This window comes from Falsiroseomonas frigidaquae (assembly GCF_012163145.1).
Taxonomy (GTDB): Bacteria; Pseudomonadota; Alphaproteobacteria; order Acetobacterales; family Acetobacteraceae; genus Falsiroseomonas; species Falsiroseomonas frigidaquae.
In genome coordinates this window covers 697124-709211 of sequence record NZ_JAAVTX010000003.1, presented here as the reverse complement: position 1 = coordinate 709211, position 12088 = coordinate 697124, and the positions used below count along the sequence as shown (strand labels likewise).

Annotated in this window: 12 protein-coding genes; 9 read left to right on the top strand and 3 right to left on the bottom strand. The window is 69.7% G+C overall.

The window, feature by feature from the left end; genetic code table 11:
* Positions 1-61 precede the first annotated feature (61 nt).
* The 8 genes from HB662_RS12330 (at position 62) to HB662_RS12295 (ending at position 7855) form a co-directional block, all read left to right on the top strand.
* Positions 62-1066, top strand: a complete 1005-nt coding sequence (locus HB662_RS12330; protein ID WP_168049997.1) for an adenosine kinase — start codon at positions 62-64, stop codon at positions 1064-1066.
* A 109-nt stretch (positions 1067-1175) separates the two neighbouring features.
* Positions 1176-1796, top strand: a complete 621-nt coding sequence (locus HB662_RS12325) for a hypothetical protein (RefSeq protein WP_168049996.1) — start codon at positions 1176-1178, stop codon at positions 1794-1796.
* A 259-nt stretch (positions 1797-2055) separates the two neighbouring features.
* Positions 2056-3885, top strand: coding sequence for a translational GTPase TypA (typA, locus tag HB662_RS12320; protein WP_168049995.1), 1830 nt, complete (start codon positions 2056-2058; stop codon positions 3883-3885).
* Between the two features lie 332 nt (positions 3886-4217).
* The gene (locus tag HB662_RS29710) at positions 4218-4856 is read left to right on the top strand and encodes a calcium-binding protein (protein ID WP_168049994.1); all 639 of its coding nucleotides are present in this window, start codon (positions 4218-4220) and stop codon (positions 4854-4856) included.
* A 346-nt stretch (positions 4857-5202) separates the two neighbouring features.
* On the top strand, positions 5203-5520 hold the full coding sequence (locus HB662_RS12310) for a hypothetical protein (protein ID WP_168049993.1): 318 nt from the start codon (positions 5203-5205) through the stop codon (positions 5518-5520).
* Positions 5521-5775: 255 nt separating this feature from the next.
* The gene (locus HB662_RS12305) at positions 5776-6123 is read left to right on the top strand and encodes an AbrB/MazE/SpoVT family DNA-binding domain-containing protein (protein WP_168049992.1); all 348 of its coding nucleotides are present in this window, start codon (positions 5776-5778) and stop codon (positions 6121-6123) included.
* A 119-nt stretch (positions 6124-6242) separates the two neighbouring features.
* On the top strand, positions 6243-7511 hold the full coding sequence (locus tag HB662_RS12300) for an AmpG family muropeptide MFS transporter (protein WP_168049991.1): 1269 nt from the start codon (positions 6243-6245) through the stop codon (positions 7509-7511).
* Positions 7508-7855 carry a DMT family protein gene (locus HB662_RS12295; RefSeq protein ID WP_168049990.1) on the top strand — a complete coding sequence of 116 codons (348 nt, stop codon included), beginning with the start codon at positions 7508-7510 and terminating at the stop codon, positions 7853-7855. Before HB662_RS12300 ends, HB662_RS12295 begins: the two co-directional genes overlap by 4 nt.
* Before the next feature lie 3 nt (positions 7856-7858).
* On the opposite strand, the gene HB662_RS12290 is transcribed toward HB662_RS12295, so the two are convergent.
* Positions 7859-8485, bottom strand: coding sequence for a Maf family protein (locus HB662_RS12290; protein ID WP_168049989.1), 627 nt, complete (start codon positions 8483-8485; stop codon positions 7859-7861).
* A complete protein-coding gene (locus HB662_RS12285) occupies positions 8485-9372 on the bottom strand; it encodes a pyruvate, water dikinase regulatory protein (protein ID WP_168049988.1) in 888 nt (295 codons plus the stop codon). The genes HB662_RS12290 and HB662_RS12285 overlap by 1 nt, the downstream gene beginning before the upstream one ends.
* 462 nt (positions 9373-9834) lie before the next feature.
* Here HB662_RS12285 and hemE point away from each other — a divergent pair, with 462 nt between their 5' ends.
* The gene (hemE, locus tag HB662_RS12280) at positions 9835-10890 is read left to right on the top strand and encodes a uroporphyrinogen decarboxylase (protein WP_168049987.1); all 1056 of its coding nucleotides are present in this window, start codon (positions 9835-9837) and stop codon (positions 10888-10890) included.
* 79 nt (positions 10891-10969) lie between these two features.
* Here the strand turns inward: hemE and mltA are convergent, their stop codons facing one another.
* Entirely contained in the window at positions 10970-12079 is a 1110-nt protein-coding gene (gene mltA, locus HB662_RS12275) for an MltA domain-containing protein (protein ID WP_168049986.1), read from the bottom strand.
* Positions 12080-12088 lie beyond the last annotated feature (9 nt).

Genomic DNA, 12088 nt, shown 5'->3' with positions numbered 1-12088 from the left:
ACTAGCCTGCGCGCCGCCCTTCCGGCAGTTTCCGGCGCATTCGCAGAAGGCCGCACCGCAGATGACCAACGCCGCCCCGTCCAACTCCGATGGGCCCACCCTCGACCTGCTCGGCATTGGCAATGCCATCGTCGACGTGCTGGCCCGCGCCGAGGATGGCTTCCTGGCCGCGCAATCCATGACCAAGGGCAGCATGGCGCTGATCGATACGGCGGCGGCGGAGCGGATCTACGCCGCGATGGGTCCGGGCGTCGAAGGCAGCGGCGGGTCGGGCGCCAATACCTGCGCCGTCGCCGCGGCGCTCGGCGCCCGCGTCGGCTTCCTCGGCAAGGTCGCGGCGGATGAACTGGGCAAGGTATTCGCGCATGACATCCGCGCCGCCGGCGTGCGCTTCCCCACCGCGCCACTATCCGGCGGCGCACCGACCGCGCGCTGCCTGATCCTGGTGACGCCGGATGGCCAGCGCACCATGAACACCTTCCTCGGCGCCTGTGTCGCCTTCGGGCCGGATGATGTGGACGAGGCGGAGGTGGCATCGGCCGCCGTCACCTACCTCGAGGGCTACCTGTTCGACCCGCCCGAGGCCAAGGCCGCCTTCTTCAAGGCCTCCCGCGCTGCGCACGCGGCCGGTCGGAAGATCGCGCTGACGCTGTCGGACCCGTTCTGCGTCGGCCGCCACCGCGCCGCCTTCCAGGAATTCGTCAGGAACGAGACCGACATCCTGTTCGCCAACGAGTCCGAGATCCTGTCCCTGTACGAGACGGACGACCTGGACACCGCCGTGGCGCGGGTGCGGCAGGAGGTATCACTGGCCGCCATCACCCGGTCGGAGCATGGCAGCCTGGTGGTGGCCGGCGCCGAGCAGTGGCAGGTGGCGGCGGTGCCGACGCAGGTGGTGGACACCACCGGCGCCGGCGATGCCTATGCCGCCGGCTTCCTGGCGGCGCTGGCGCAGGGCAAGGCGCTGGCGGAATGCGGCCGCTGGGGCTCGGTCGCCGCGGCCGAGGCGATCAGCCATTTCGGCGCCCGTCCGCAGGCTGATCTGAAGGCGCTGGTCGCCGGCTGAACCGGCCGGAACTTCCGCGGGAACAGGACGTTGCGCGCCCCGGAACCCGGGCGCGCCGGGCCGCGTTGAACAGCCGAGGGCCGCTTCCGGCCCATGAAGGAGGTTCAGCATGCGACTTCAACCCGCCCTGATCCTGGCCAGTGCGCTGATCCTGCCCTGGGCCGCGACCGCCGAGGCGCAGATGACCGAGCCGCTGCGCCAGGCCCCGATGTCGCAAGCCCCGATGTCGCAAGCCCCGATGTCCCAGGCGCCGATGTCCCAGGCGCCGATGGGCAGCAGCCAATCGAGCATGGACACCGCCGCCGCCGAGAATTTCCTGCGCCAGGCGCGGGAGGCGGTTTCCGCCGGCCGCACGCAACAGGCGCGGGAGAACCTCGAGCAGGCCGAAACCCGCCTGCTCACCCGCTCGGTCATGCCGAGCCAGGCCGGTACGCCGATGGACCGCGGGGCGGTGTCGGAGATTTCCTCGGCGCGGGAAGCGCTGGGCCGGCGCGACCGCAGCGCGGTGAACCGCCATATCGACCAGGCGATGGCGCAGCTCCGCGCCCCTTCCCCGATGGCGGCGCCAGGGACAGCGCCGATGACGAATGACACGGCGACCGGCCGCAGCATGCCGATGGCCCCTTCGACCGGAGGCGGCACCGGCGCCGGCACCGCGCCCCGCACGCTGGGGCCCGCGCCTGCGCCGATGTTCCAGCCTGGCCCGATGCCCGCCCCCGGGCGCATGTAGCGCCGACCGCCCGGACGCATGGCGCCATGCGCGGCAGCCCTGCCCTCCGGACGGGGCTGCCCCGGGCCGGCCCGATGCGGTTCCCGCTCGCTTTTTGGCGTCCGTCGCCTTATGTGTGCGCCGCATCAAAGCCAATGGCCCAGCGAAGTGCCTGGATGACCGTCCCGTGACGGTCATGCCCGGGGCGGCGGGGGTCGGCGCGACGCGGTTCCTCGGGATCGCTCGCTGAAACTCTTATGGCCGGAACCCGGACGAAACCATGGACATTCGCAACGTCGCGATCATCGCACACGTCGACCACGGCAAGACGACCCTCGTCGACAATCTTCTGAAGCAGGCCGGCGCCTTCCGCACCAATCAGGTGGTGGCGGAACGCGCGATGGACCGCAACGACCTCGAGCGCGAGCGCGGCATCACCATCCTTGCCAAATCCACCGCGGTGGAATGGAAGGGCGTCAAGATCAACATCGTGGACACCCCTGGCCACGCCGATTTCGGCGGCGAGGTGGAGCGTATCCTGTCCATGGTCGATGGCGCGGTGGTGCTGGTGGACGCCGCCGAGGGCGTGCTGCCGCAGACCAAGTTCGTGCTGACCAAGGCGCTGGCCCGCGGCATCCGCCCGATCGTGGTCGTCAACAAGGTGGATCGCCAGGACGCCCGTCCGGACGAGGTCCACAGCGAGATGTTCGACCTGTTCGCGGCGCTCGGCGCCGACGACAACCAACTCGACTTCCCGATGCTGTTCGCCTCCGGCCGGCAGGGCTGGGCGGATGAGACGATGGACGGTCCGAAGAAGGACCTGTCGGCGATGTTCGACCTGATCCTGTCGCATGTGCCGGCGCCGGGCCTCGACCCGAACCTGCCGTTTGCCATGAACGCCGCGATCCTGGAGGCCGACAACTTCCTCGGCCGCATCCTGACCGGCCGCGTCGAGCAGGGCACCGCCCGGCTCAACATGCCGGTGAAGGTGCTGCGCCGCGACGGGTCCGTGGTGGAAACCGGCCGCCTGACCAAGCTGATGACCTTCAGCGGGCTGGACCGCGTGGTGGTGGAGACGGCCTATGCCGGCGACATCATCGCCATCGCCGGCCTGTCCAACGGCACCATCCCGGACACCATCTGCGACCCGGCCGTGATGGAGCCGCTGCCGGCCATCCCGGTCGATCCGCCGACCCTGTCGATGACCTTCCGCATCAATGACGGCCCGCTCGGCGGCCGCGAGGGCAAGAAGGTCACCTCCCGCCAGATCCGCGACCGCCTGTTCAAGGAGTCGGAGGGCAACGTCGCCATCTCCATCAAGGTCTCCGAGGAAGTGGACGCCTTCGAGGTGGCCGGCCGCGGCGAACTCCAGCTCGGCGTGCTGATCGAACAGATGCGCCGTGAGGGCTTCGAGCTGACCATCGGCCGCCCGCGCGTGCTGACCCGTGCGCACCCGGAGACGGGTGAGCGCGAGGAGCCGTTCGAGGAATGCCTGGTCGACGTGGATGAGGAATATTCGGGTGTCGTCGTGCAGAAGCTGTCCCTGCGTAAGGGCCAGATGCAGGACATGCGGCCGTCGGGTGGCGGCAAGCTGCGCCTGACCTTCCTGATCCCGTCGCGCGGCCTGATCGGCTACCATGGCGAGTTCCTGACGGACACGCGCGGCACCGGCATCATGAACCGCATCTTCGCGGGTTATCAGCCCTGGGCCGGCCCGATCGAGGGCCGCCGCAACGGGTCGCTGATCTCCAACTCCGATGGCGAGGCGATCCAGTATTCGCTGTTCTCGCTGCAGGAGCGCGGCACGCTGTTCGTCGATCCGGGCGTGAAGGTCTATGTCGGCATGATCCTGGGCGAGCACAGCCGGGACAACGACCTGGACGTCAACCCGATCAAGGAAAAGAAGCTCACCAACATCCGCGCCGCCGGCAAGGACGAGGCGCTTCTGCTGGTGCCGCCGCGCCGGATGAGCCTGGAACAGGCCATCGCCTATATCGAGGAAGACGAGCTGGTGGAGGTGACGCCGACCGCCGTTCGCCTGCGCAAGCGCTACCTCGACCCGCATGAGCGCAAGAAGAACGCCCGCAAGTCCGAGAGCGAAGCGGCATAAGCCGTTTCGTCCGGCCTTTCGGCCATCGCCTACCAGGGCCCCCTCCGCCATCGCGGAGGGGGCCTTTTTCGTTTCCGCCTGCTGCCGGGCCGCCGCAACAAGGCTGCAGCCCGGCAGACCCGCAATTGTCGCAGGATCTTTTTTTACCGGCTTGGAACCACCACACGCGCCAGCGCGGCTTCCTTGTGCAGTAAAAGCAACAGCCAAGCGGTCTGGGACGTCACCAGCCATCGGCTGCGCCTATGCCGTCCAAAGGCACGGGACACGTATCGCGCGGCGCGGACAGGGCCTAGCGTTCGGTCATCGGGACACGCAACGAAAAGGAGGCTCCGATGAGCAGCACACCGAAGGCGATCGACGGCAGTGACCTGGAAAAGGTCTCGGGCGGCAATTTCACCGACCGCTACGGCACCGCCGGCGCGGACAACATCCAGACCGGCGACGGCATGGACAAGATCTTCGCGGGCGAGGGCAATGACACCGTCATCTCCGCCGGCGGCCAGGATGAGGTCCATGCGGCCGGCGGCGACGACGCGGTGAACAGCGGCGCCGGCAACGACAAGGTCTTCCTCGGCAGCGGCAACGACTTCGCCTATGGCGGCGACGGTTCCGACGAGCTGTTCGGCGATGCCGGCAATGACTCGCTGGATGGCGGCGCGGGCGACGGCGCGGCCGACAAGGCCTTCGGTGGCGAGGGCAATGACAGCTACATCTGGGCGCCGGGCGACGGCAGCGACGAGTTCCATGGCGGCAGTGGCCAGGACACGCTGATCCTGCAGGGCGTGAACCTGGACACGCTGAACGCCGCGCTGCAGCTGTATGACCCGAGCCTGCAGATCCTGGTGAACTCCGCCGGGCAGGTGAGCTTCACCAACCAGGCCGGCCAGCAGGTCAGCTTCAGCGGCCAGCTGAACATCGGCGGCGAGACGCTGAAGTTCTTCGATGTGGAGCGCCTGCAGATCCAGTTCTGATCCTGCTGGTAATTATACGGGGGGCGGCGCCGGCAGCGGCGCCGCCCTTCGCGCGTTCAACCCCCGCTGCCAAGGCGCTGCCTATCCGCCCGATCGTTACGCCCCGCCTGCCGGCCCTTTGGCCCCGCGCCTAGCCTTTACTCACGCGAGTTGCAGAAGCGGGAGCACTGGGTTGATGAGCGCGGATAACAAGAAACCTTCCCTCTGGCGCGGCCCGCGTTCGGCACGCGGCTGGCATGATCTGGCGCGGAGCTGGGGGCGGGGGAGCTGGGGGCTGGCCGGCAAGGGCAACGGCCCCCACCGAACCCACGCATTGCCCCGCCTCGCCCCCGAAGTGTTACCCGAAGTGTTACCCGAATTGGCGCCCGAGGCACCCCAATCCGCGGTCCCGGCGCGGGCCGCAGCCTGCTGGTCGCCGGCGGATGGCAATGCCGAATTCGTCGGTCAGCCAGGCCAGGACGTGCTGGCCCTGCGCGATGTCTCGCTCACGCAGCTGGTCATCGCGATCAATGTCCTGGAGCCGGGCCTGTCGCTGCATCTCGATGCCGATGGCGGCCTGGGCTTCGTGGATCAGTCGGGCGAGCCGCAGCCATTCAGCGGCGACCTGACCATCCATGGTGCGACGCTGCGCTTCACCGCTACCCTCTGCATCACGCTGGCCTGATGCGGGGGGCCCCTGCGACGCGCCGCCGGAGGAGGTCCGGTCTTGAGATGCGCGACGCGCCGCAGGGCCGGGCCCGGGCGGGGGGCGCCACGGGACCGTAATACGAAAGCTACACCGTCGTCGCTGCACTCCCAAAAGGGTTTCGTGCAGGATGGCATGCGAAGTTGGCGCGCCACCCATGCCCGGGGCGCGCGCCCTTTGCGCTGGGTGATGATTCTGCTGCACACTCCACAAACGCAACGGTCGGATGGTTGGATGCGCGCTATCAGATTACAGCTCGACACACGCGGGCGTGTGCTGCTGACACCCGCGTTGCGGGCAGCGACCGGGCTGGAGCCTGGCGTGAAGCTCCAGGTGGTGGTGGAGGATGGGGAGCTTGCGATCTCGCCGGGCGAATCCGCCGAACGTGGCCGCCAACCCACGCTGGATCGCAAGGGACGGCTGACGCTGCCGGGCCAGTTGCGGAAATCGCTGAACCTGGCGCCGGGCACGGTACTGTTGCTGCGGGTGGAATCGCCCGGGCTGCGGCTGGTGACGCCGGGACGGCTGCTCGGCCGGCTGAAGGCGGCGCGCCTCGCTTTGACCGAGGCGCTGCAGGACTGAACCGGCGGGCGTTTCCACGCGGGCGAAAAACCTTCTAGACCTTGCCAGCCTCCCCGGGCTGGGTGGCGGCCAGAGAGGAGTTCCGCTTGCCCAACCCGTTCCGCGGCGTCCTTTCCAGGATGCCCCTGCTGAGGGACCGGCGCTTCCTGGTCCTGCTGGCGCTGGGCTTTTCCGCCGGCGTGCCGCTGCCGTTGACGGCCTTCACGCTGCGCCAGTGGTTTTCCGAATCCGGCATCTCGCTGACCGCCATCGGCCTGACGGCGCTGATCGGCCTGGCCTATGCCTTCAAATTCCTCTGGGCGCCCGTGCTGGACCATGCGGCACCGCCGGCCTTCCGCTGGCTTGGTCGGCGGCGCGGCTGGCTGGCCACCATCCAGCCGCTGCTGGCGGCTGCCATCCTGGGCCTTGGCTTCACCGACCCTTCCACCGCGGCGGAGGTCACGGTGATGGTGGCGGTGCTGGTCGCGTTCCTGTCGGCCAGTCAGGATATCGTGGTGGACGCCTACCGCATCGAGGTGCTGGAGGAAAACAACCAGGGCTACGGGCTGGCCTGCTACATCTGGGGCTACCGCGCGGCGCTGCTGGCGGCCAATGCCGGGGCCCTGGCGATCGCCGAATTCGCCGGCTGGACCGCCGCCTTCGCCTATTGCGCGGCGCTGATCGGCGTCGGCTTCGCCGCGGTGCTGCTGGGGCCGGAACCCGCCGCGCCGCCGGTACAGGTGCTGCCCTGGGCACGGCGGCTGAAGCTGGCGGTGGTAGATCCCTTCGTGGATTTCATGGGCCGCCGCTACTGGCTGGCCATCCTCGGCTTCGTCGCGCTGTTCAAGCTGGGTGAGGCGCTGGCCGGCATCATGACCGCGCCCTTCTACCGCGAACTTGGCTTCTCCCGGCTCGAGGTCGCGGCGGTGGGCAGCGTCTTCGGGTTGTTCATGACCCTGGCGGGCGCGCTCGCCGGCGGCTGGGTGGTGGCCAGGCTCGGCACCGCGCGGGCGCTGGTGCTGACCGGCGTGCTGCAGATGCTGTCCAACCTGATGTATGTGGCGCTGGCCCAGGCCGGTTATTCGCCGCCGATGCTGTGGCTGCAGGTGGGGGTGGAGAACTTCACCGATGGCTTGGCCGACGCCGCCTTCGTCACCTATCTCTCGGCGCTGACCAGCCGCAACTTCACCGCCACGCAATATGCGCTGCTGTCCTCGCTCGCCGCCGTGCCGCTGCGCACCCTGGGTGCCGGCAGCGGCTGGCTGGCGGAGGGGCTGGGCTGGTCCTGGTTCTTCGGGCTGACCACGCTGGCGGCGCTGCCGGCGATGGCGATCATGCTGTTCCTGCTCCGGCGGTTGCCGCCGCCCGCGCAACCCGTAGTGCCGCCCGCGAAAGACCTGCCTGCATGACGAGCCCGTATTTCCTGACACCGCTGTTGCTGGTGTTCTCCAACGTGCTGATGACCTTCGCCTGGTACGGCCATCTGAAGCAGCCGGCCTGGCCGCTCTGGCTGGCGGTGCTGGCCAGCTGGGGCATCGCCTTCTTCGAATACTGCTTCGCCGTGCCCGCCAACCGCATCGGCTACGGCACCTTCACCGGGCAGCAGCTCAAGGTGATGCAGGAGGTGATCACGCTCGCGGTCTTCGCGGTGTTCAGCGTGATGTTCCTGGGCGAGCAACTCCGCTGGACCTATTTCGCGGCCATGGGCTGCCTGGTGGCGGCGGTGGTCTTCATCTTCCTGCCGGTCGACTGACCGCTACGCGCCGAGAACCCCATGCTGCCGCAGGAAACCGAGCAGCGGTAGCAGCGGCAGGCCGAGGATGGCGCTGTGGGCGCCCTCCACCTTCGCCATCAGGTGGATGCCCGGCCCTTCCAGCCGATAGGCGCCGACGCTGGAAAGCACCGCCTCGCCTTCGGCGGCCAGGTAATCCGCAAGGAACTCCTCGGAAAAATCCCGCATCGTCAGCCGCGGGGTGGTGACGTCCTGCCAGATGCGCTGGCCATCCCGCCAGGCCACCGTCGCGGTCACCAGCTCATGCCGCCGGCCACGCAGCGCCAGTAGCTGGCGGCGGGCAGCGGCGAGGTCCGCCGGCTTGTCGTACCAGCGCAGCACCCCGGCTTCGTCAGTGCAGGTCAGCAGCTGGTCGCAGCCGATCACCAGCGCCTCCGGCCGCTTGCGGACCACCCGCATGGCCTTGGCCTCGGCCAGCATGATCGCGGCCTCCGCTGGCGGGATCTCCTCCGCCTGGGCGGCTTCCTTGATCGACGCCTCATCCACCGCGGCGGCCATCGCCTCGAAGCGCAGCCCGGCCGCCTCCAGCAAGGCCCGGCGGGTGGCCGAGGCGCTGGCCAGCACCAGCGCCGGCTGCTCCGCCTGCCGCATCAGGCCAACACGCCGGAGGCCGGATCGATCGAGCGCGGCGGTTCCGGCGGCCTGGCGCCGCGGCGGGCGTGCCAGGCCTCCATCAATTGCAGCACCGTCGCCGCCGTCTCCTCGATCGAGCGGCGGGTCACGTCGATCACCGGCCAGCCATGGCGGGTGCAGAGCCGGCGGGCCGCCTGGATCTCCGCCTTCACCGCCTCATGGTCCACGTAATCCGTGGCGTCGTGGTGCACGCCATGCGCGCCGATCAGCTTCAGCCGGTGGCGGCGGATCTCGATCAGCGCATTGGTCTCGATATGCAGGCCGATCACCGGGCAGGGCGCCGTCTCCAGCTCCACCGGCAGCGGCGCGCCGGGCACCAGCGGCACATTGGCCGCCTTGATGCCGCGGTTCGCCAGGTAGAAGCAGGTCGGTGTCTTGCTGCTGCGGGAGACGCCGACGATGCAGACATCGGCCTCCGCGATGCCGGCGGTGCCCTGGCCGTCATCATGCGCCAGCACATAGTGCATGGCGTCGATCCGGCGGAAATAATCGGCATCCATGACATGCTGCGCGCCGCGCTTTTCGCGCGCCGGGGCGCCGATCGCCTGCTGCAGCATCTCCATCACCGGCTCGAGCGGCGACATGTGCTCGATATGCAGGCGCTGGCAGTGCTCCTCCAGCGCCAGGCGCAGGCTGCGATCGACCAGGGTGAACAGCACCGGGCCGGGCTCGGACTGGATCCCCTCCAGCACCCGGTCGAGCTGCAGGCGGGACCGGATCAGCGACCAGCGATGGTGGATGACATGCGGGTCCTCGAAACGGGACAGCGTGGCGCGCGCAATGGAGTTCAGCGTCTCCCCGGTGCTGTCGGAGACCAGGTGCAGGTTGATCGTGCGGCTCGGCATATGGGGCGCCCGGCTCCGGCGGCCCGGCAGGGCCGAATGGTTTCCTCAGTGTGCAGGCTTACCGCATGGCGCCGCCCCATGACAGGGCGTCGAAGCGGCTGCGGAAAGCCGTGGATGCTGGGGACAAGTTCGGCCCGCCGGGTGGCGCCGCCCTGTCAGTGGGGACAACCGTCCCGGCGCCGGCACACGGGATGAATCGCCGCGGTTGCGGAGCGTTTCCGGGGGTAAGACGATTCACCGAGCCGAATCAGCACTCTGCGCCCCGGTCGGGCTATGGACAGGGCTGTGGACGAAAACCGGGCGAGCCGTGATCCCCATCGTGCACAGGGCCCTACTACCCCCACAGACTCTTTAGGATTCTTTCTTCTTATTGGGGAATTGGCGTTTCGACGGCCGTGCCCTAGGCAGAGGAGCCATCGGGCGGAACCAGGGGAGGCGGGTTTGACGGCAGAGCCAGCGGGCATGACGACCACGGACGCGCCCGGTAAACCGCTGCTGCGTGCCCTGTCGGGGGAGGCAGTCTGGCCGCCGCCGATGTGGCTGATGCGCCAGGCCGGCCGCTATCTGCCCGAATACCGCGAGATCCGCGCCCAGGCCGGCGGCTTCATCAAGCTCTGCACCACGCCGGAGATGGCGGCGGAGGTGACGCTGCAGCCGATCCGCCGCTACGGCATGGACGGCGCCATCCTGTTCTCCGACATCCTGATGGTCCCCTGGGCCATGGGCCAGCCGCTCCGCTTCGCCGAGGGCGAGGGCCCGCAGCTCGAGCCGTTGCGCGACCTGGCAGCGGTGAATGCTCTGGAAGTGGGCGCGGTGCGGGAAAGGGCGGCCCCGATCCTGGAGACGGTGCGCCGGGTGCGCGCGGCGCTGGAGGCGCAGCACCCGAAGACCGCGCTGATCGGCTTTGCCGGCAGCCCCTTCACGGTCGCCTGCTACATGGTCGAAGGCCATGGCAGCCGGGACTTCGCCACCACGCGGCAGATGGCCTTCAGCGACCCGGCCCTGTTCGGCAAGCTGATCCGCATCCTGGTCGAGGCCACCACGGAATACCTGCTGGCCCAGGCGGAGGCGGGGGCCGAGGCACTGATGCTGTTCGACAGCTGGGCCGGGTTGTTGCCGCCGGCGCAGTTCCGCCGCTGGGTGATCGAGCCCACCGCGACCATCGTCCGCAGCCTGAAGCGGCTGCACCCCTCCATCCCTATCATCGGCTTTCCGCGCCTGGCCGGGCCGCTGATCGGCGAATACACGCTGCGGACCGGCGTCAACACGGTGGCCATGGACACCTCCATGGACCCCCGCTTCGCCGCCTCCGCCGTTGCCGCCACGGTGGGCCTGCAGGGCAATCTGGACCCGCTGGCACTGATTGCCGGCGGCGACGCGATGGAAGCCGAGGCGCGGCAGATCCTGGCGGCGATGCGCGGCCGGCCCTTCGTGTTCAACCTGGGCCACGGCATTGAGAAGGTGACACCGCCGGAGCATGTCGCGCAGCTCGTCCGGATCGTCCGGGCCGGATTGTAGCAGGCCAAAAAAAACCTCTCCGCCCGCAGGGGGGAGAGGGCCTTTCAGGCGAATTTCCGCGACCTGTGAGCCGAGAAAACTACCGCGGCAGCAGCACGAACAGGGCGGCGCGGTCGCGCATCCCGCCCGCCTCGGCGCCGGCCGCATCGCCCCAGCCGGTGAACAGATCGGCTCGCGCGGAGCCGCGGATGGCGCCGCCGGTGTCCTGCGCCACCACCAGACGCCGTAGCGGCGCCTGCGCGGCCACCCAGACGGGCGCGCCGAGCGGCGTGCGGGTGCGATCCACCGCGAGGGACCGCCCGGGCGTCAGCGGCGCGCCCAGGGCACCCAGCGGCCCGGCCTCCGGCGGCAGGTCCGGCAGCGGGCGGAAGAAGACGTAGCTCGGGTTGCGGTTCATCAGCGCTGTGGCCTCCGCGGCGGGCGCGGCGGCCAGCCAGGCGCGGATCGCCTGCATCGAGACGGTCTCCCGCGTCAGGGCGCCGTTCTCCACCAGGGCGCGGCCGATGGCGTAGTAGGGGTGGCCGTTCTGCGCGGCGTAGCCCAGCCGCAGCACGCGGCCATCGGTCAGCCGGACGCGGCCAGAGCCTTGGATCTGCAGGAAAAAGGCATCGGCGGGGTCATCCACCCAGGCCAGTTCCAGCCCGCGCCCCGCCAGCGCCCCGCCGGCGATGGCGGCCCGGTCGGGATAGGGTTGCAGCCGGCCATCCCGCACCACGCCGGCGGTGCGGCGGCCGCGCAGATCCTGGGCGAAGCTGCCGAGATCGACCTCCACCAGTTCGGGCGGGCGGGCATGCAGCGGGGTCTGGAAGGGGCCGGTACGGGTTGAACTGCCGCGCAGCTCCGGCTCGTAATAGCCGGTCAGCACATCCTCGCCGACGGCGTAGGCGAGGAAGTGGCTTTCGAAGAAGCGGCGGGCGGCCGCGCCATCCGCGGGCAGGTCTGCGGCGGCGGCGCAGGCCCGGGCGAAATCACCGGCCTTGCGGGCAGTCTCCCCTTCGCCGCCCATCACCCGGTCCGGCGGCAGCCGCGCCAGCACGGCGCAACTCGCGCGGAAGGCGGGTAGCGCCGCTTCCAGCCTGTCCCCCGTCCACCCCGGCAGCTCCGAAAACTCGACCTGCCGCGGATAGGAAACCGGCTCCGCGCACCCGGCAAGCCCCAGCAGGCCAGCCAGGAGAAACCCGCGCCACACGACCGCGGC